Raw genomic sequence first — 18,733 nt, 5'->3', positions numbered from 1 at the left:
CGGGAGCCGGGCGGATCGACGGACGGCTGCGATGGGCCGACAGCGCCCGTGGAAAGATGACCACCATGTGCGGACTTCTGGCCTTCTTCAGCGCGAACGGTAACGCCGCCGCGCACCGCGACCACATCGCCGGAGCGTTGGAATGCCTGCACCATCGCGGCCCCGACGAGACCGGGGTCGAGGTGGTCGGCGACGCCTCCGGCCGGTACGCGGACGGCGTGTTCGCCCACAAGCGGTTGGCGATCATCGACGTCGCGTCGAGCCACGAGCCGCTGCCCTACGCGAACGGCCGTTACCTGCTCACCTTCAACGGTGAGATCTACAACTACATCGAGCTGCGCGAGGAGTTGATCAGGAACTTCGGTGCCCAGTTCGCCACCGCCGGTGACGGTGAGGTGATCGTCGCGGGCTACCACTTCTGGGGCGAGCAGGTGCTCACCCGGCTGCGGGGCATGTTCGCCTTCGTCATCTGGGACCGGCAGGAGCGGCGCGCGTTCGGTGCCCGCGACTACTTCGGCATCAAGCCGATGCACTATCTGGAGACCGCCGACGGCCTCTACCTGGCGTCGGAGAAGAAGGCGTTGCTGCCGTTCGCGCACAGCAACTACCAGGGCGACGCGGGCGTCGACACGGCCAACCTCAGCCACTACCTGACCCTGCAGTACGTCCCCGAGCCCGGCACCCTGCACAAGGGCATCAGCCGGATCGGCTCCGGGGAGTACCTGAACTGGACCCCGGGCGGGCGGATCGACGTGCGTCGGTGGTACCGGCCGGTGTTCCGGCCGGCACCGGTCGACGACGAGCAGAAGCTCTACCACGAGATCCGGGAGACGCTGCGGGAGAGCGTGCGCATGCACATGCGCTCCGACGTGCCGGTCGGTTCGTTCCTGTCCAGCGGCATCGACTCCACGGCCGTGGTCGCGCTGGCCCGGGAGTTCAACCCGAACATCCTCACCTTCACCGTCGGCTACGACGTACCGGGGTACTCGGAGATCGACGTTGCCCAGGAGTCGGCCCGGCACCTGGACGTCACCACCATCCCCACCAAGATCGGTCCGCAGGACATGATCGACGCGCTGCCGAAGATCGTCTGGCACCTGGACGACCCGGTGGCCGACCCGGCGCTGGTGCCGCTCTACTTCGTGGCCAAGAAGGCCGCCGAGCACGTCACGGTGGTGCTCTCCGGTGAGGGCGCCGACGAGTTCTTCGGCGGCTACACCATCTACCGGGAGCCGCTGTCGCTGGGCACCGTCAACGGCCTGCCCGGCGGGGTGCAGAAGGGGCTGCGCGCGGTCTCCAAGGCGATCCCGCAGGGGGTCAAGGGCAAGAGCTTCCTGGAGCGCGGCACCACCCCGATCGAGGAGCGCTACTACGGCAATGCCCGGATGTTCACCGAGGAGGAGAAGCAGCACCTGATGCGCCGCTACGACCCCTCGGTGCGCTACACGGACGTCACCGCCCCGATCTACGCCGAGTGCACGGAGCTGGACGACGTCACCAAGATGCAGTACGTCGACCTCTACACCTGGCTGCGGGGCGACATCCTGGTCAAGGCCGACCGGATCTCGATGTCGCACTCGTTGGAGGTGCGGGTGCCGTTCCTCGACCGTGAGGTGTTCGACGTCGCGGCGAAGATCCCGGTCGACCTGAAGCTGCCGCCGCGCTCCGACGCCACCAAGTACGCGATGCGCCAGGCGTTGCAGGGCGTCGTGCCGCCGGCCATCGTCAACCGCAAGAAGCTGGGCTTCCCGACCCCCACCCGGGTCTGGCTGCGCGGCGAGATGTACGAGTGGGCCCGGCACGTGCTGAGCACCTCCGGCGCGGGCGACCTGCTCGACCTGTCGTACGCGCTGCGGCTGCTCGACGAGCACAAGCGGGAGGAGGCCGACCACTCCCGCAAGGTGTGGACGGTGCTGATCTTCTGCATCTGGCACGCCATCTTCGTGGCCAAGACCCTCGACCCGGGCATCCAGCGCAACCAGTCCGCCCTGCTCACGAAGCCGGTTGTCGGCTCCATGGTCCGCTGACTTCGGCTCCACTTTGTTGATCAAGAGGTTTGCGTCATCCGGAGCGGTTCCGGTGACGCAAACCTCTTGATCATTTCAGGGGGCTAGCGGCCGGAGCAGGTCACCGTTGGGATGCCGTTGGTTCCTGTGGTGCTTGCCAGGAAGCCGAAGGTCGTGGTGCCTTCCGGTGCGACCGTGCCGTTGTAGGAGACGTTTGTCGCCGTCACCGTCGAGCCGGACGACGTCTGTGTCGCACCCCAGACCTGACTGATCGCCTGCCCGCTGGGCCAGGTCCAACTCGCGGTCCAGCCCGAATACGGCGCACTACTGTGGTTCATGATCATTACTTCGCCCTGGAAGCCGCCCTGCCAGGCGCTGACCACCTTGTAGACCGCCATGCAGTTACCGGTGGGCGGCAGTGGTGTCGACGGGGCCGGGGTCGGCGTGGTCGGCGTCGGCGTCGGCGTGGTCGGTGTGGGCGTCGGGGTGGTCGGGGTCGGAGTGGGGGTCGGCGGCGGAGTGCCACCCGGACCCACCCCGGTCACCTGGCCGTTGCCGCCGTCGAAGGTCACGTCGGAGCAGCCGAAGAAGTTCTCCTGCGAGTCCGCGCGCACCCAACGGGAGTAGATGATGTGCTGGCCACTCTTACCCGACGGCAGGTTGCCGCTGAAGTAGTAGTGCCCGTCGTTGGTGCCGACCGCGCCGCGCTGCGGCGGGTTGGTCACCGTGAGGAACGGCTGCTCCTCCAGGTCACCCCAGGCCAGCGCCCGGTTCGGGCTCCAACTGTTCTTCGTCACGTAGAAGTAGAAGGTGCCCGGGTGGTGCGCCCAGTTGCTGTACCGGAAGTCCAACCGCGCCCCGGCCGTCAGGTGGGTCAACGGCCAGTCGGTGCGAGGCAGGTCGTAGCCGCGGTAACCGGAGTTTCCACCACTGCACAACTGCCCGTCCGGGATGAAGCCAGTGGTCCGCCCGCCCGCGTCGGAGCGCAGCACACTGAACCAGTTGTAGAGCGAGTTCGCCCCACTCTGTGCCACCGCAGCGGAGCACGCGGGGTTGTTCGGCCTGATCTCACCGGTCTGGCTGAGGCCGTCCTGCCAGCACAGGTAGGTGCGGCTGCCCGGAGTCATGGCCGCGCCGTGCGCGGCGGCTGGCTGCGGACTGGGCGCCAGGGCGACAGCGCCCAGCGCGAGGGTCACGGCCGCGATGAGCAACGCAGCCGTACGGGAACGGTTCACGGGTTTCTCCTGACCTGCGAGGCGCGCTGCCCGAGCCGCCCCGCCGCAAGCGGATGGGATGTGGCCTGATCGCCCCGCTGTCGTGAGCGGTGCGACGATCACGGCGACGTGCCCCGGAGGAAAACCGGCCGGTGGACGTGCGCCGTCGACGGTCCTGTCCTGGACCGGTGCCCTCGCGCCCAACGAACCCGGCAACCGGCGGCGCGGCAGCCCTCGCACCACCCGGTACGCGTCATCCCACCACGCCGCGCGGTCACACCGCAATAGTCGTTCCTCGATGAATGAGATGACCCGCCGATCGTCGTGGGACGCCATATCCTGCGTACGGGGACGACGCGACGGAGAGGCTGCACCCGGTGCCGGACGTGTTCGACGAGGTGCACCGCCGTTGCCGCGCCGGCGAGTCGGTCGCCCTGGCCACCGTCGTGGCCACCTGGCACTCCGCGCCGCAGCCGCCCGGCGCCACCATGGTGGTCGCGGCCGACGGCACCGTCACCGGCAGCGTCTCCGGCGGCTGCGTCGAGGCGGATCTCTACGAACGGGCCCGCCGCGTGCTCGACACCGGCGCACCCGAGCTGACCCGCTACGGGATCAGCGACGACGAGGCGTACACCGTGGGCCTGACCTGCGGCGGGATCCTTGACGTTTTCGTGGAGCGCGTCGACGCGAGCGCCCTGCCGGCGCTGGACGCGGTCGCCGCCGCCCGCCGGGACGGCCAACCGACGGCAGTGGTCACCTGCGTGGCGGCCGATGCCGGTGACCCACCGGACGCGGTGCCGAGCGACCCGGAACGGCGGCTGGGTCGCCGGCTGGTGCTGACCGGCGACCGGCCGATCGGCTCGCTCGGCGACGACCGACTCGACGACGCCGCCTGCGCCGACGCCCTCGGGCTGCTCGCCGCCGGGCACAGCGGGGTGCTCCGGTACGGGTACCACGGGCAACGCCGAGGTGGCGGCATCAGCCTCTTCGTGACCGCGTACGCCACCCCGCCCCGGATGATCGTGTTCGGCGCGATCGACTTCGCCGCCGCGGTGGCCCGGATCGGCGCGTTCCTCGGCTACCGGGTCACGGTCTGCGACGCCCGGCCGGTCTTCGCCACCGCGCGTCGCTTTCCCGAGGCGGCCGAGGTGGTGGTGCGGTGGCCGCACCGCTACCTGCGTACGGAGCTGGACGCCGATCGGGTCGACGGGCGGACGGTGGTGTGCGTGCTCACCCACGACCCGAAGTTCGACGTGCCGTTGCTGGAGCTGGCGCTACGCCACCCGCTGGCATATGTCGGTGCGATGGGCTCGCGGCGCACCCACGACGATCGGCACAAGCTGTTGCGCGAGGCGGGGCTGACTGAGGCGCAACTCGCCCGGCTCGCCTCCCCGATCGGGTTGGACCTCGGTGGGCGTACTCCGGAGGAGACCGCGGTGAGCGTGGCCGCGCAGATCGTCGCGGCCCGCTGGGGTGGCACCGGCCGCCCGCTGGCGGCGCTCGACGGGCCGATCCATCAGCCGGGGTAGCGCAGGTCGTTGTGCCGCACACCGGAGCGTGCGCTGTGCCAGCCTGGTGCCACGGCGATCGGCTCGGTGTGCGGCGGCCGTGGCGGTTGGCGACGACGGGAGGATCGGCATGGGATACGCGGTGGTGCTCGGCGAGGCGCTCGTCGACCTGCTCGACAGCGAGTGCGACGGCGAGCGGGTCTACCGGCAGGCGATCGGCGGCGGGCCGCTCAACGTCGCCGTCGGGGTGGCCCGCCTCGGCGGTGCGGCACAGTTCGTCGGCTCGCTCGGCGACGACGTGCTGGGCGGCCGGATTCGCGCCTTCCTGACCACGGCCGACGTCGGGGTGGCCGGTGCGGTCACGGTGCCGGCGCCGACCACGCTCGCGGTGGTCACGTACGCCGGGCCGGAACCCGACTTCCGCTTCTACGGCGAGCCGGCCTCCTACGGCCTGCTCGGCCCCGACGACCTGGACCTCGCGCTGCTGGAGGGCGCCGACGTGGTCTACTGCGGCTCGATCGTGCTGCTCCAACCCGGCACGCTGGCCGCCGCCCGACGTGCCTGGTCGCTCGCCACCGGCCTGCGGGTCTTCGACCCCAACGTGCGTCCCCGGCTGCTCAACGGGCCGGCCGCGTTGGAAGGGCTGCGCGGGGTGGTGGCCGAGTTCGCCGCCGGCGCGCACGTGGTCAAGCTGAGCGCCGCCGACGCCGGGCTGCTCTACCCGGGTGAACCGGTCGAGGGGGTGGCGGCGTACCTGCGGGAGTTGGGGGCCGCCACGGTGGTGGTGACGCTCGGCGCCGCCGGTGCGGTGCTGGCCGCCGCCGACGCCGACCCGGTCCGGGTGCCGGCGCCGAAGGTCAACGCCATCGACGCCACCGGTGCCGGCGACGCGGTGATGGCCGGGCTGATCGCCGACCTGCTACAGGACGGTGAGCCAGGCTCCCCGGAAGGCTGGGCCGAGCGGGTCGCCTTCGCGCTGCGGGTAGCGGGCCTGGTCTGCGAGTCCCGAGGCGGCGCCACCGCCATGCCCACCCGCGCCGACCTCCAGCGCCGCTTCGGGGCGTGACCGGTGCCCGCCGCCTCTCCCGCGTCGATCGTGCACTTTCGGTAGGCATTTCGCCCGCTCTCGCCGCTTTTGCCGCGACAGTAAGTGCAAGATCGGCGGGGTGGAACGGCCTAGAGCTTGCCGTCGAGCTGGTGGTAGCCGCGGCGGGCAGCAGTCAGGGCGGCGCGGGCACCGAAGGGTGCCTCGGCGGCCACCCTTTCCGGGGGCGCGCTGCCGGTGTGCGCGGCCCGGATCAGCCAGGCCAGCTTCGCCAGCTCCGCGTGCTGGGCGCGGACGAAATCGACGTCCACCGGGTCACCGTGCCCCGGCACCACCACCGTGCGCGCGGTCGTCAGCCGCAGCAGGTCCGCGACGGCGTCCGGCCACTGCAGGGGGTACGAGTCCTCGAAGGCGGGCGGACCACTCTGCTCCACCAGATCCCCGGCGACCAACACGTCGGCGTCCGGCACGTGCACCACCAGGTCCGCCTCGGTGTGCCCCCGCCCCGGGTGCCGCAACAGCACCCGCCGGCCGCCAAGGTCGAGCGCCGTCTCGATCTGCACGGTGTGCGTCGGGGCGAGCAGCGGAGTGTCGGCCAGCTCGGCGGCGAGCGCCGGGTGCTCCATGCGCACCTCCTCGTACGCCTCCCGGCGCAGCCGCTCCGGCTCGTCGCGCAGGGCCGCGGCTGCCAGTTCGTGCGCGTACACCGGGCGGGGTGGGTCGCCGGCCAGGACGGCGTTGCCGAAGCAGTGGTCGTAGTGGTGGTGGGTGTTGACCAGCGTCAACGGGCGGTCGGTGACCGCCCGGACGGCGGCGGCCAGCTCGGTGGCCTGGACGGCCGACGAGAGCGTGTCCACCAGAAGCGCCTCGTCGTCGCCGACGACCAGGGTGACGTTGACCCGCAGCAGCGGCTCACGTCTCACGTGCACCCGGTCGGCGACCTCGACGAAACCGGCGTTCACGACGCCCGCCCGGCGCGCTCCACGAAGCGTTGCCGGTCCACCAGGATCCGGTCCACCCGGCCCCGGGCCACCGTCTGGTCACCGTCGCTGACCGTGACCTCGAACGACAGCCGGCGACCGTCGACGGTCGCCAGCAGGGCCTGCGCCCGGACCGTCCGGCCGACCACGGTCGGCGCCAGGTGCTCCAGCTCGACCCGGGTCCCCACGGTCGTCGACCCGGGCGGCATCCCGGTCGCCGTCGCCGCGACGGTGGCTGCCTCGGCCAGTGCGAGCACCCGGGGAGTGCCCAGCACCGGTACGTCCCCGGAACCGACCGCCTGGGCGGTGTCCTCGTCGGTGACGGTCAACTCGACCTGGGCGGTCAGACCCGGCGCGAAGGCCGGCTCGGGCTGCTCCTGCATGGTCGTCAGCCTAGGTGCTCGCCGAGCCCGCCGAGCACGCGCCCGAGGATCCCGGCACCGACCCCCTCCGACCTGTGCACGGCGTCGCCGGGTGGTCCCCGTCGGTCGATGCCGCCGCCGTCGTTAACCTTGACCACGATGGCCGTCGTGACTGACCCCCAGCCCCCCGCCCGGACCGACCCGCCCGCGTCCCCGGACGGGGGTCGTCGGCGTGTCATCGCCATGACCGTCTGGGCGGTCGCCTTCGTCGCCGCGTGGCTGGCCATCGGGCTGCCCACCGACCCCACGTACGCCTTCGTCTGGATCTGGGCCGCGACCATCGCCTGGAACAGCGACCGGCCCTGGCGCAGTCACCTGCGCTTCGTCCGGGACTGGGTGCCGGTGGTGCTGCTGTTCGTCCTCTACAACCTGTCGCGCGGGTTCGCCGACAACGGGGCCACCCCGCACGCGATGGAGTTGATCGTCGCCGACCGGTTCATGTTCGGCTGGGCCACCGGCGGTGAGGTGCCCACCGTCTGGTTGCAGCAGCACCTCTACCACCCGCAGGTGCACTGGTGGGACGTCGCGGCGAGCTGGGTGTACTTCTCGCACTTCGTGGTGGCACTGACCGCCGCCGCCGTGCTCTGGATACGCGACCGGCACCGCTGGGCCGCGTACATGCGGCGCTGGGGCTTCCTCTGCGCCGCCGGCCTGGTCACCTACTTCATCTACCCGGCCGCCCCGCCCTGGTGGGCAGCGCAGAACGGGCTGATCACCGAGGTCGCCCGGATCTCCACCCGGGGCTGGAAGGCGTTCGGCATGCACGGCGCCGGCAACGTGCTCAACGCCGGCCAGATCGCCTCCAACCCGGTCGCCGCGATGCCGTCGCTGCACACCGCGTGGGCGCTGTTCGTGGTGCTGTTCTTCCTGACCAGCACCCGCCGCCGCTGGTGGCCGCTGCTGCTCGCGTACCCGCTGGCGATGACGTTCACCCTGGTCTACTCGGGTGAGCACTACGTGATCGACGTGCTGGTCGGCTGGGCGTACGTGGGGCTGACCTTCCTGGTGGTCGGCCTGGCCGAGCGCGGCTGGGCGGCGTGGCGGGCCAGCCACCCGAGGGGCGCGACGCAACCAGCCGTCGAGGAACCACCAGGGCACCCGACCGACCCCGCCGCACCCGCCGGACCGTCGGCCACTGACCAGCCGACCCCAGAGACCACCGACCACCCACCAATACCCGCCGACCGCTGACCACCCCTACCCCCACCCCCACCCCCACCCCCACCCCCACCCCCGGGCCCCTGCCCGGGGTGGGCTTGCCTCGTCGATCAAGGAATTGTGGTGGGCGACAAAGCGTCCTTCATAGCGCCAAACGGGCACCACGACTCCATGATCGACGAGGCTGGCGCTTCCGCCTGCGCGATCTTGCGCTTTCTGCCCCGACCTAAGGGGCATGTCACGCAAAACGGCGACCGAACCTGCAAGATCGCTGGACCGACGTGGGGGACGAGGGCTGGGCGTTGGGTTAGCGGGGGTTGCGGGCGGCGTGCGCTCGGGTGTTCAGCTCGGCCGCCAACGCCCACGCCTCGGCCAGGTCCCGGTCCTGGGCCGTGGCACCGGACCCGCCCGCGGTGTCCGCGTGTACGGAGGCCAGCCCGAGGCGGCGCTGGACCGGCCCCTGCACCACCCGCACACTCTGGATACGGGCGTACGGCACGATCACCAACTGTCGGGTGAGCCGCCCGGACCGGGTGGCGAACACCCGCTCGAACAGCCCCGCACCGAACGCGCTACGGCCCAGCGGATGCAGCCAACGGGTCCGGTGCGGCGGCGGGCTCAGCGCGAGCGCGTCGAGGCGTACCCCCGGAAGCACCTCGGCGACGATCATCGTCGCCGTCGGCAGGTCACCGACCGGCAGCAGGCGGTCGGGCCGGTTGCGGTCGTCGGCCTCCGCGACGGAGTACCCGGCCACCTCCAGGCGCAGCCGCAGCCAGCCGTTCACCCGCCAGAGCAGCGGCCAGGTGGCCCGCACGGTCTGCACCCGCTCCAGCGGCACGGTCTGTGCCCGCGTCTCCAACAGGCCGTTGTGCACCCGGAGCGTGCCGCCGTCGCGGGCCAGCCGGAAGTTCCAGTCGTCGAGGACCCGGCGGATCGGTTGCAGCAGCACACCGGCCATCGCGGTCAACGTGCTCGCCACCGCGACGAACGACCACGACCCCGCGGTGAGGAACTGCACCACGACGAAGGCCACACCGAATGGGAGCAGGAACGCCTGCGGCGTGAGCAGTTGGCTGATCAGCAGGCTCTGGTTGCGTACCGCGTGCAGTGGCCGGCCGGCGACGGCCGTTGGCGCCGCCGCCCCGGGACTGCCGCGGGCGCCGCGTCGCCCGGTGTGGGCGCCTGCGCCACCCGCCCGGCCAGCACCAGCAGACGCTCGCGTAGCAGGGCCGCGTCGGCCACCCCGAGGTACGCCAGTGGCGCCTCGGTCTTGCCGCCGCCGACCACCTCCAGGCGCAGCTCGGCCAGGCCGGTGAGCTGGGCGAGCAGCGGCCGGACCACCTCCACGGCCTGCAATCGCTCCAACGGGATGGCCCGGGTACGCCGCCAGAGCAGCCCCTCGTACACCCGCAGCTCGCGGCCGACCACGTGGTAGCCGGTGTTGTACCAGCTGATCACCGACAGCACGGTCGCGCCGAGCGCCAGCACCGCCACCATGGCCGCGAACCAGCCGAAGCCCACCCGGGACAACGTCGACCAGGACAACCCGGCGATCACCACGACCAGTGACTTGGCACCGTGCAGTACGGGGCTGAGCGGATGCAGTCGCTGCCGGGGCTCGCCCTCGCCACCGCTCGACGGTGCCGGCCACGGAGCGGGCGCCACCGGCGGCACCGGAGCGTGGGGCACCGAGGCAGCGGGTGGCACCGGAGCCTGGGGTGCCGGAGCGTGGGGCGCCGGGCCGGCGGCTGGCACCGGTTCGTCGGGCGTCGGACCGAGTGGCACGGTGCTCGGCTCGGCGGGGCTGTCGCTCATCGGGCCGGCCCCCGGCACGGTCGGCGGTCGCCCGCGTGGGTGGTCACAGCCCCTCCGCCCGGTCCTCGCCGAGCGCGGTGAGGCGGTCGCGGAGCCGGGACGCCTCCGCCGGGCGCAGCCCGGGCACCCGGGCGTCGCTCGCGGCAGCCGCCGTGTGCAACTGCACGGTGGCCAGGTCGAAGGCGCGCTCCAACGGGCCGGCGCTGACGTCGACGAACTGCATCCGCGAATACGGAACGATGGAGAGCCGGCGGACCAGCAGCCCGTGCCGGACCAGCAGGTCGTTCTCCCTCTCGGCGTAACCCCACGCCCGGACCGCGCGGACGATCGCGACGGCCCGCCACACGCCGAGCACCAGGACGAAGGCGAGGGCGAGCCCGAACAGCCAGTGGCCGCTCAACGCCCAGCCGACCGCCGTCACCGCCAGCCCGATGGCGACCACGACCGCCAGCCGGATCAGCTCCACCCAGATCAGGTCGGACGAGATCGGCTGCCAGTGGACGCTGTCCGGCCAGGGCTCCAGCGGCCCCCGGCCCATCGGTGCAGCCGCCGAGATGGCATCGGGTCCGGGAGGCGATGGGACGCCGGGGGTGCTCACGTGTCGAGCGTAGGCGATCCGGGCACCGGAGTGATGGCACGCAGGAAGCCGCGAGCGCTCAGGAAGTCACCGAGGCTGCTCCGGTGCTCGGCGCAGGCCAGCCAGGTCTTGCGCCGATCGGCGTCGTGCAGACGGGGATTGTTCCACTCCAGCGCCCAGACGGCGACGGCTCGGCAACCCCGGGCCGAGCAGACCAGGGCCTCGTCGGCGGGGGAGGGGATGCTCATCCCGGCCAGTGTAGGGCGGCGGGATGCGAGATGTTAAGCGCCGGGCGACCACGGGGGGAGCCGCCCGGCGACGGGTGAATCGTACACGCGACGGGCCGGTCCGTGCACACCCGCGATGCGCAATTCGGCTGCTCCGGACGGCGCGGCGAAAATCGGCTTCTCCCCACCTCGACACTCAGCAAGGCGTGCGAGTCTTGATACCGCACGAGCCGCGACGACCGACCAACGCTGTGGAGGACCGGTGGCCCAGCCGACCATGCCCGACGCCCCGACGCCGAACGGGGCGGCACCGCAGACACCTGCGCCGGTGACCACACCCGCGCAGGACGCCACCCTGCTGGAGCGGGCGCTGTTCGAGATCAAACGTGTGATCGTCGGGCAGGACCGGATGGTGGAGCGGATGTTCGTCGCGCTGCTCGCCCGCGGTCACTGCCTGATCGAAGGGGTGCCCGGGGTCGCCAAGACCCTGGCGGTGGAGACTCTCGCGAAGGTCGTCGGCGGATCCTTCGCCCGGGTGCAGTTCACCCCGGACCTGGTGCCGTCCGACATCATGGGTACCAGGATCTACCGGCAGTCGAGCGAGAAGTTCGACGTCGAGTTGGGCCCCGTCTTCGTCAACTTCCTGCTCGCCGACGAGATCAACCGGGCTCCGGCGAAGGTGCAGTCCGCGCTGCTCGAGGTGATGAGCGAGCGGCAGGTGTCCATCGGCGGGGAGAGCCACCGGGTGCCCGAGCCGTTCCTGGTGATGGCCACCCAGAACCCGATCGAGCAGGAGGGCGTCTACCCGTTGCCGGAGGCGCAGCGGGACCGGTTCCTCATGAAGATCGTGGTGGGCTACCCGACCGATGCCGAGGAACGGGAGATCGTCTACCGGATGGGCGTGGCCGCGCCCGAGCCGACCGCGGTGTTCGACACACCCGAGCTGATCGCCCTGCAACGCAAGGCGGACCAGGTCTTCGTACACAATGCCCTGGTCGACTACGCGGTCCGGCTGGTGCTGGCCACCCGCGCCCCGGCCGAGCACGGCATGCCCGACGTCGCGCAACTGATCCAGTACGGGGCCAGCCCGCGCGCCTCGCTCGGTCTGGTCCGGGCGACCCGTGCGCTGGCGCTGCTGCGGGGGCGCGACTACGCCCTGCCGCAGGACGTGCAGGACATCGCCCCGGACATCCTGCGGCATCGGTTGGTGCTCAGCTACGACGCGCTCGCCGACGACGTGCCCGCCGACCACATCGTGCACCGGGTGATGTCGACCATCCCACTTCCGGCGGTCTCGCCCCGGCAGCAGGCCACCCCGTCGTCGACCGTGCCGCCGCCGGGCGCTGGCTGGCCCGGGCAGCGCCCGTGACCTCACCCACCCCTCGCCCCGCCCCCCTCGCCGACCGTAGCGAGGCCGTGCTGTCCCGGCTTCAGCTTCTCGTCACCCGCAAGCTCGACGGTCTGCTCCAGGGCGACTACGCCGGTCTGCTGCCCGGACCGGGCAGCGAGGCGGGTGAGTCGCGGGAGTACCGCGCGGGCGACGATGTGCGCCGGATGGACTGGCCGGTCACCGCGCGAACCACGACACCGCATGTGCGGCGTACGGTCGCCGACCGGGAGTTGGAAACCTGGCTCGCACTGGATCTCTCCGCCAGCCTGGACTTCGGCACCGGGCAATGGTTGAAGCGGGAGGTGGTGGTGGCCGCCACGGCCGCCATCACGCATCTGACCGTGCGCGGTGGCAACCGGATCGGCGCCGTGATCGGCACCGGCGGCGGTGCGTCCGCGCCGGCCCGGCGCTGGCGAGGTGGACCGCCGCCGGCCGGGCCCGGGTGCTCACCCGGCTGCCGGCCCGCTCCGGCCGCAAGGAGGCGCAGGTTCTGCTCCGTGCCGTCGCCGGCACCACCATCCAGCCTGGCCGTGGTGACCTCGGTGCCCTGATCGAGATGCTCAACCGTCCGCCCCGCCGACGCGGGGTGGCCGTGGTGGTCTCAGACTTCCTCGCGCCGGTCGAGCAGTGGGCGCGGCCGATGCGCAAGCTGCGGGTCCGCCACGACGTGCTGGCCATCGAGGTGATCGACCCGCGAGAGCTGGAACTGCCCGACGTTGGCGTGTTGCCGGTGGTCGACCCGGAAAGCGGTGAGCTGCACGAGGTGCAGACCGCCGACCCGCGGCTGCGGCAGCGCTACGCCGATGCCGCCACCGCCCAACGGGCCACGATCGCCGCCGCCCTGCGTGGCGCCGGCGCGGCCCACCTGCGTCTGCGTACCGACCGAGACTGGCTGCTGGACATGGTGCGATTCGTGGCCGCGCAGCGGCACGCGCGCACCCGGGGGACGACACGATGATCCGTTTCATGCAACCGTGGTGGCTGCTGGCCGTACTGCCGGTGCTCGCACTTGCCGCGTTCTACGTCTGGCGGCAGTTGCACCGCCGGGCGTACGCGATCCGGTTCACCAATGTGGACCTGCTGCGTACGGTGGCGCCGAAGGGGCTCGGTTGGCGTCGGCACGTCCCGGCGACCGCGTTCCTGCTCTGCCTGCTGGTGCTGGCCACCGCACTGGCCCGGCCCGCGGTGGACACCAAGGAGCCGCTGGAGCGGGCCACCGTGATGCTCGCCATCGACGTGTCGTTGTCGATGCAGGCCGACGACGTGGCACCGAACCGACTGGAAGCGGCGCAGGAGGCGGCCAAGCAGTTCGTCAGTGAGCTGCCGGAGAGCTACAACCTGGGGCTCGTGTCGTTCGCCAAGGCGGCCAACGTGCTGGTGCCGCCGGGCAAGGACCGGGACGCGGTGACCAGTGCCATCGACGGGCTGGTGCTGGCCGAGGCGACCGCGACCGGCGAGGCCGTCTTCACCTGCCTGGAGGCGATCCGGTCGGTGCCGGCCGACGGCGCGGCGGGCATCCCGCCGGCGCGGATCGTGCTGCTCTCCGACGGGTTCCGCACCTCCGGGCGGGCGGTGGAGGAGGCGGCGGCCGCCGCGCAGGCGGCCAACGTCCCGGTCTCCACCATCGCCTTCGGCACCGACACCGGCCAGGTCGACATCGGCGGGCAGTTGCAGCGGGTGCCGGTGGACCGGTTGGCCCTCGCTGAGCTTGCCGAGACCACCGAGGGCTACTTCTACGAGGCGGCCTCGGTGAGCGAGCTGAAGCAGGTCTATCAGGACATGGGCAGCTCGATCGGCTTCCGCACCGAGCCGCGTGAGGTGACCCAGTGGTACGCCGGATTGGCGCTGCTGCTGGCGCTCTGCGCCGGTGCGCTCAGCCTGCTCTGGTCGTCGCGGATGCTCTGAGCGGCTGGCCGGCGGTGGTCAGCGCGACTCAGTGACCGCCGCCGGCCAGCACGAAGACGATGGCCACCCAGACGGCGGCGAGGGTGAAGCCCAGCGGGGCGACGTAGCGGCTCATGGACGGCTCCGGGTGGCGGCTGGACGGTCCGCTTGCGGGGGCGGACCGCAGGGGGTGGGGACGCGCACACGAAGTCGTGACCGGGCGGCTCCCGGCGACCGCCCGGGATCGGGCGGCGCGGCACACGCACCTCGGCCTGGACCGAAGCGGTGGGGGAGCGGAGCGGGGTCAGCTCACCAGTCTGAGACGTGGCTCAGCGGGGCTGACCATCGGCCCGGCCACGACTGGGAGGATCGCTATCTCGCACAGCGATCACCTCCTGCAAGTCGGGCGGGCCGGAACGTCGATGATCGTACACCTGCGGTGCCGACGGGACGCACTCGGCCGAGCGGCCGGCGACCCCTCCACCGCCCGGTTGACGCCGCCTCCTCAGGTGACCGGCCGGCTGGGCCGTTCGCGCCACGGTGACCAGCACCGCGGCGAGCAGTGGCAGCCAGCAGCAGCGCGCCAGCACCCAGCCCAGGTCGTCCGGAACGGTGTGCAGCCCCGGCAGGGTCAGCCCGCTGCGGGCGGTGAGCGCGGTCACCGCCACCAGTACCGGCTGGTGCCACAGGTAGATCCGGACCGCGGAACGGTTCACCTCGGTCACCGCTCGGCCCGGCAGTGGCCGGGCCACCAGCCGTTCCAGCGCCGGCCGAGCGAGCAGCCCCAGCCCGACCTGGGTGACCGCCAGCGCCACTGCCAGCAGCGACGGCGGACTCAGGTTGGACACCCCGTCCCCGGGCACTCCGACGGCGCTCACCGGGTAGCCCAGTGCCAGCAGCGCCGCCAGTGCGGCGGCCCCGCCGCCCGCGAGGGCGCCCGCCGCCCGCCGGCCGTCCAACCGCCCATCGGCGTGCGCGACGCCCAGCAGGTACGGCACCGACCAGGCCACCACCACGGTGACCGGTGGCAGGTCGGTGCCGTTCGGCAGCAGGCGGACGGCCAGGTCGGCCGCCGCGATCACCGCCACCGCCGGTGCGACGCATCGCGCCACCCCCCATCGACGTACGGCGGCGCGCACCGGGCCGGTCATCGCGACCAGGAAGACCAGCGGCACCAGGAACCACAACGGACTGACCGCGAGCCGCAGCGCGACGGTGAGCGTGTCGTCCGGGGTGCCGACGACGGTGGCGGCGAGCAGCACGGCGGCGCCCACCCCCAGCAGCGCCACCGTGGGCAGCAGCAGCCGGCGCAGTCGACGGGCCAGCCAACCGCCGGGGCCACCCCCGTGGCGGGCCAGCGACCGGGCCGATCCGAACCCGGCGGTGAAGAAGAACAACCCGAGCGTCTGCAGCACCCAGGTCACCGGGGCCAGACCGGGCAACGCGGTCAGCGGGCTGGCCTGGTGCAGCCCACCGTCACCGGTCAGCACCAGCCCGGTTACCAGCCAGTGCCCCAGCACCACCCCGCCGATGGCGTACGCCCGCAGCGCGTCGACGGTACGGTCGCGGCTCATCGGGCGTCCCCGACCCGGTCGGTGTCGGCGGCGCCCAGGACGACTGCCGCCACCGCGACCAGCGCGGCGCTGCCCGACGCGAGGTAGCCGTCGTGCCCGGCCACCCCGCCCACCGGCAGGGGCCGGGCATCGAACGCCGGATCGCCGGGGCGTCGGCCGAAGCCGAGGCCGAGCAGTCGCACCTGCGGCACCCGACGGATCCAGTCGGTGGGCGCCTCCGCAGCCCAGAACCGTCGTCCTTGCAGATCGTCGGCGCGCTGCACCCCGGCACCGACGCCGCCCAGACTGACCACGTCGGTGACCTGGGCCGGGGCGTCCGTGGCCGCCAGCGACACCACCAGCGCCCCGTAGCTGTGCCCGACCAGCGTGATCGTCGCCGCCGGGCTGCGTGTCGCGAGCTCCCGCAACAGCACGGCCAGCCCGGCCGCGCCCCGCTGGGCGCCGAGACCACCGGCGGCGGTCAACACCCCGTCGGGCGGGTCGTAGCCGAGCCAGGCCAGCACCGCGACCCGCGCCGTCGGGTCGCTCGCCCGCAGCTCCCGGTAGAGCTGCCCGGCCTGCACCGCCGGTGCCCGGCGGGCCACCCCGCCCAACCCCCGGTCGAAGTCCGCGAGGGTGCTGCCCACCCCCGGCACCAGCACCGCGATCCGGTCCGCGCCGGCCAGGTCGCCGAGCACCTCGACCGCGCGGCCGTCGCCACGCGGGTCGAACAGCAGGAACCGGCGCCCGTCGGCCGCCCAGTCCGCGTACGGGCGGCCGGCCGCGCGCATCGCCGCCGCCGTGCCCGGGTACGCCTCGACGAACCCCGCCGCCGCGACCGGCTCGGGTCGGGTCGGTAGGACCAGGTTCACGCCGAGCAGCGCGGCCACCGCCACACGGCTGGCACCTCGTCGTCGCATCACGTTCTCCCTCCGGAATGTCGTCCGTTGGGAGAGTGCGCGGGAGGGCGGTGCTCGGTCGTCGTTCCGGGGAGCCGTCTGCGGGGTGGCTCCACGGGGCTACTCGCCGGCGGCCACCAGACCTGTCTCGTATGCCAGCACCACGGCCTGGGCCCGGTCGCGCAGCCCCAGCTTGGCCAGGATCCGCCCGACGTGCGTCTTCACGGTCTGTTCGGCCACCACCAGGTCACCCGCGATCTCCGCGTTGTTGCGGCCTCGGGCGATCAACCGCAGCACCTCGGTCTCCCGTGGGGTGAGCCCGGCCAGGTCGGTGGGGCGCGGCCGGCGGCGGTCCGGGCGGGCCGCGAACTCGGCGATCAGCCGGCGGGTGACCGCCGGGGCGAGCAGCGCGTCCCCGGCCGCCACCACCCGCACCGCCTGGACCAGATCGGCCGCCGGCGCGTCCTTGAGCAGGAAGCCGCTGGCCCCGGCGCGTAGCGCCTCGTACACGTAGTCGTCCAGGTCGAAGGTGGTGAGGATGAGCACCCGGGGTCGCTGGGCCGACCGGTCACCGAGCAGCTTGCGGGTGGCCTCCAGCCCGTCCATGACCGGCATGCGCACGTCCATCAGCACCACGTCCGGGTCGAGGTGGCGGGCGGCGGCCACCGCCTGCGCGCCGTCGGCGGCGTCCCCCACCACCAGCAGATCCGGTTGGGCGGCGAGCAGCGCACCGAAACCCTGCCGGACCATCGCCTGGTCGTCGGCGATCAGCACCCGGATCATCGGTCCCCGCCCTCCGCGTCGTACGGCAACTCGGCCGCCACCGCGTAACCCCCGTCGGGCAGCGGCCCGGCGGTGAACGTACCGCCCAACGAATTGGCCCGCTCCCGCATGCCGGTCAACCCGTGCCCGGCGTCCGTCTCGGTGTCCGGATCGGCCCGCACGTCGCCGGGCGGCGCGTTCTGCACGCGTACCCCCAGGGTGGACGGACCGGCGCGGACGGTGACCCGCACCGCGGCCCCGGCCGCGTGCCGGGCCGCGTTGGCCAGGCCCTCCTGCACGATGCGGTACGCGGCGAGCCCGACCGGTGCGGGCACCTGTCCGTCGTCCACCGGACCGGCGTCCAGGGTCACCGGCATGCCGGCTCGGCGGGCCGCGTCCACCATCGCGCCCAGGTCGGTCAGGTCCGGCTGCGGAGCGGTCTGTGGCCCGGTCGACTCGCTGCGCAGCACCCCCAGCAGCCGCCGCATGTCGTTCAGCGCGTCGCGGGCCGAGGCGGCGATGGCGACGAATTCCGCGGCTGCCGGCGCCGGCACGTCGGTCAGCCGGTACGGGGCGGTCTCCGCCTGCACCGCGATCAACGACATGTGGTGGGCCACCACGTCGTGCATCTCCCGGGCGATCCGGGTGCGTTCCTCCAGCACCGCGCGGCGCTCCTGCTCCCGCTCGCTCAGCTCGGTCTGCGCGGCCAGCGCGTGCCGGGACAGCCGGTTGTGCCGGATCAGGTCGCCGACGATCGCCAGGGCGCCGAGCAGCAGCAGGACAGGGACCCGGTTGTTGGGGTGGACCAGGAACAGCACCGGCACCGTGCTGATCGTCACCACCCAGGCCAGCACCGGCCGGTCGACCCGCGCGACGACCACCGCCAGCACCGCGATCGACCCGAGCGCCAGCGGCGGGGTCCACGGCCAGGCCTGGCCGGCTGGCGCGTTGAACGTGCAGATCAGCAGAGCCAGCACCGTCAGCCGCCAGGCCAGCAGCGGACGCCGGGGCAGCGCCAGCAGCGGCGCCACGGTCATCGCCGCGAACAGGACCGCGATCGTCGTCGGCAGGCCCCAGTCGCTCTCCACGGTCAGCGTGATCAGGAAGAGGCCGAGGGCGGCGAGCAGGCCGACCGGTGCGGCGTAAGGGGCCAGCCGCGGCCAGCGGGCCGCCAGCGGCCGGCCGGCCGGGGCGTCCGGGCCCAGCAGGGTCTGCCGCAGGGCCCGCAGGGCCACGGCGATCGGTTGCCGGCTCACCATCGGGAGGCTACGGGCCGACCCCGCCGCGAGGCGT

Annotated in this window: 15 protein-coding genes and 2 pseudogenes; 7 read left to right on the top strand and 10 right to left on the bottom strand. The window is 72.8% G+C overall.

Annotation, left to right across the window (positions count from 1 at the left end):
• The first annotated feature begins 65 nt into the window (after positions 1 to 65).
• Positions 66 to 2,027 carry an asparagine synthase (glutamine-hydrolyzing) gene (gene asnB / locus PCA76_RS22745; RefSeq protein WP_088951893.1) on the top strand — a complete coding sequence of 654 codons (1,962 nt, stop codon included), beginning with the start codon at positions 66 to 68 and terminating at the stop codon, positions 2,025 to 2,027.
• Between the two features lie 83 nt (positions 2,028 to 2,110).
• Here the strand turns inward: asnB and PCA76_RS22740 are convergent, their stop codons facing one another.
• On the bottom strand, positions 2,111 to 3,241 hold the full coding sequence (locus PCA76_RS22740; protein WP_272612509.1) for a lytic polysaccharide monooxygenase auxiliary activity family 9 protein: 1,131 nt from the start codon (positions 3,239 to 3,241) through the stop codon (positions 2,111 to 2,113).
• A gap of 356 nt (positions 3,242 to 3,597) precedes the next feature.
• Between PCA76_RS22740 and PCA76_RS22735 the strand changes: the two genes are divergently transcribed.
• Positions 3,598 to 4,749, top strand: coding sequence for an XdhC family protein (locus PCA76_RS22735; protein WP_272612508.1), 1,152 nt, complete (start codon positions 3,598 to 3,600; stop codon positions 4,747 to 4,749).
• A 109-nt stretch (positions 4,750 to 4,858) separates the two neighbouring features.
• Positions 4,859 to 5,794, top strand: coding sequence for a PfkB family carbohydrate kinase (locus PCA76_RS22730; protein WP_272612507.1), 936 nt, complete (start codon positions 4,859 to 4,861; stop codon positions 5,792 to 5,794).
• 110 nt (positions 5,795 to 5,904) lie between these two features.
• Here PCA76_RS22730 and PCA76_RS22725 read toward each other — a convergent pair whose 3' ends face one another.
• Entirely contained in the window at positions 5,905 to 6,735 is an 831-nt protein-coding gene (locus PCA76_RS22725; protein WP_272612506.1) for an MBL fold metallo-hydrolase, read from the bottom strand.
• Positions 6,732 to 7,136: a thioesterase family protein gene (locus tag PCA76_RS22720; protein ID WP_272612505.1), complete on the bottom strand. Its 405-nt coding sequence runs from the start codon at positions 7,134 to 7,136 to the stop codon at positions 6,732 to 6,734. The genes PCA76_RS22725 and PCA76_RS22720 overlap by 4 nt, the downstream gene beginning before the upstream one ends.
• Before the next feature lie 138 nt (positions 7,137 to 7,274).
• On the opposite strand from PCA76_RS22720, the gene PCA76_RS22715 reads away from it, so the two are divergent.
• Entirely contained in the window at positions 7,275 to 8,366 is a 1,092-nt protein-coding gene (locus tag PCA76_RS22715; protein WP_272612504.1) for a phosphatase PAP2 family protein, read from the top strand.
• 274 nt (positions 8,367 to 8,640) lie between these two features.
• On the opposite strand, the pseudogene PCA76_RS22710 reads toward PCA76_RS22715, so the two are convergent.
• From PCA76_RS22710 to PCA76_RS22700, 3 genes and pseudogenes are all read right to left on the bottom strand, one after another.
• Positions 8,641 to 10,148: pseudogene (locus PCA76_RS22710) on the bottom strand (PH domain-containing protein).
• Positions 10,149 to 10,191: 43 nt separating this feature from the next.
• On the bottom strand, positions 10,192 to 10,686 hold the full coding sequence (locus PCA76_RS22705; RefSeq protein WP_272619526.1) for a PH domain-containing protein: 495 nt from the start codon (positions 10,684 to 10,686) through the stop codon (positions 10,192 to 10,194).
• A 56-nt stretch (positions 10,687 to 10,742) separates the two neighbouring features.
• Positions 10,743 to 10,973, bottom strand: coding sequence for a hypothetical protein (locus PCA76_RS22700; protein ID WP_272612503.1), 231 nt, complete (start codon positions 10,971 to 10,973; stop codon positions 10,743 to 10,745).
• A 241-nt stretch (positions 10,974 to 11,214) separates the two neighbouring features.
• Here PCA76_RS22700 and PCA76_RS22695 point away from each other — a divergent pair, with 241 nt between their 5' ends.
• The 3 genes and pseudogenes from PCA76_RS22695 to PCA76_RS22685 all read left to right on the top strand — a co-directional run bounded on the left by PCA76_RS22695 (position 11,215) and on the right by PCA76_RS22685 (position 14,247).
• Entirely contained in the window at positions 11,215 to 12,321 is a 1,107-nt protein-coding gene (locus PCA76_RS22695; RefSeq protein WP_272612502.1) for an AAA family ATPase, read from the top strand.
• A pseudogene (locus PCA76_RS22690) lies at positions 12,300 to 13,300 on the top strand (DUF58 domain-containing protein). Before PCA76_RS22695 ends, PCA76_RS22690 begins: the two are co-directional and overlap by 22 nt.
• Positions 13,297 to 14,247 carry a VWA domain-containing protein gene (locus PCA76_RS22685; RefSeq protein WP_272612501.1) on the top strand — a complete coding sequence of 317 codons (951 nt, stop codon included), beginning with the start codon at positions 13,297 to 13,299 and terminating at the stop codon, positions 14,245 to 14,247. The pseudogene PCA76_RS22690 and the gene PCA76_RS22685 overlap by 4 nt, the downstream one beginning before the upstream one ends.
• 308 nt (positions 14,248 to 14,555) lie before the next feature.
• On the opposite strand, the gene PCA76_RS22680 is transcribed toward PCA76_RS22685, so the two are convergent.
• From PCA76_RS22680 to PCA76_RS22665, 4 genes are all read right to left on the bottom strand, one after another.
• Complete coding sequence (locus tag PCA76_RS22680) at positions 14,556 to 15,800, bottom strand: acyltransferase family protein (protein WP_272612500.1); 1,245 nt, start codon at positions 15,798 to 15,800, stop codon at positions 14,556 to 14,558.
• Positions 15,797 to 16,699, bottom strand: a complete 903-nt coding sequence (locus PCA76_RS22675; RefSeq protein WP_272612499.1) for an alpha/beta hydrolase — start codon at positions 16,697 to 16,699, stop codon at positions 15,797 to 15,799. Before PCA76_RS22675 ends, PCA76_RS22680 begins: the two co-directional genes overlap by 4 nt.
• 99 nt (positions 16,700 to 16,798) lie before the next feature.
• A complete protein-coding gene (locus tag PCA76_RS22670) occupies positions 16,799 to 17,461 on the bottom strand; it encodes a response regulator (RefSeq protein ID WP_272612498.1) in 663 nt (220 codons plus the stop codon).
• Positions 17,458 to 18,696, bottom strand: coding sequence for a sensor histidine kinase (locus PCA76_RS22665; RefSeq protein ID WP_272612497.1), 1,239 nt, complete (start codon positions 18,694 to 18,696; stop codon positions 17,458 to 17,460). The genes PCA76_RS22670 and PCA76_RS22665 overlap by 4 nt, the downstream gene beginning before the upstream one ends.
• Positions 18,697 to 18,733 lie beyond the last annotated feature (37 nt).

This window comes from Micromonospora sp. LH3U1, from assembly GCF_028475105.1.
Classification (GTDB): domain Bacteria; phylum Actinomycetota; class Actinomycetes; order Mycobacteriales; family Micromonosporaceae; genus Micromonospora.
Note: the sequence above shows the minus strand (reverse complement) of the source record. Positions and strands in the feature narration are given on the sequence as shown.

Bases quoted from the DNA above. Each gene is read 5' to 3' on its own strand.
- asnB (WP_088951893.1), top strand. From the start codon at position 66: ATGTGCGGACTTCTGGCCTTCTTCAGCGCGAACGGTAACGCCGCCGCG.
- PCA76_RS22730 (WP_272612507.1), top strand. From the start codon at position 4,859: ATGGGATACGCGGTGGTGCTCGGCGAGGCGCTCGTCGACCTGCTCGAC.
- PCA76_RS22720 (WP_272612505.1), bottom strand. From the start codon at position 7,136: ATGCAGGAGCAGCCCGAGCCGGCCTTCGCGCCGGGTCTGACCGCCCAG.
- PCA76_RS22715 (WP_272612504.1), top strand. From the start codon at position 7,275: ATGGCCGTCGTGACTGACCCCCAGCCCCCCGCCCGGACCGACCCGCCC.
- PCA76_RS22705 (WP_272619526.1), bottom strand. From the start codon at position 10,686: ATGGGCCGGGGGCCGCTGGAGCCCTGGCCGGACAGCGTCCACTGGCAG.
- PCA76_RS22700 (WP_272612503.1), bottom strand. From the start codon at position 10,973: ATGAGCATCCCCTCCCCCGCCGACGAGGCCCTGGTCTGCTCGGCCCGG.
- PCA76_RS22685 (WP_272612501.1), top strand. From the start codon at position 13,297: ATGATCCGTTTCATGCAACCGTGGTGGCTGCTGGCCGTACTGCCGGTG.
- PCA76_RS22680 (WP_272612500.1), bottom strand. From the start codon at position 15,800: ATGAGCCGCGACCGTACCGTCGACGCGCTGCGGGCGTACGCCATCGGC.
- PCA76_RS22675 (WP_272612499.1), bottom strand. From the start codon at position 16,699: ATGCGACGACGAGGTGCCAGCCGTGTGGCGGTGGCCGCGCTGCTCGGC.
- PCA76_RS22670 (WP_272612498.1), bottom strand. From the start codon at position 17,461: ATGATCCGGGTGCTGATCGCCGACGACCAGGCGATGGTCCGGCAGGGT.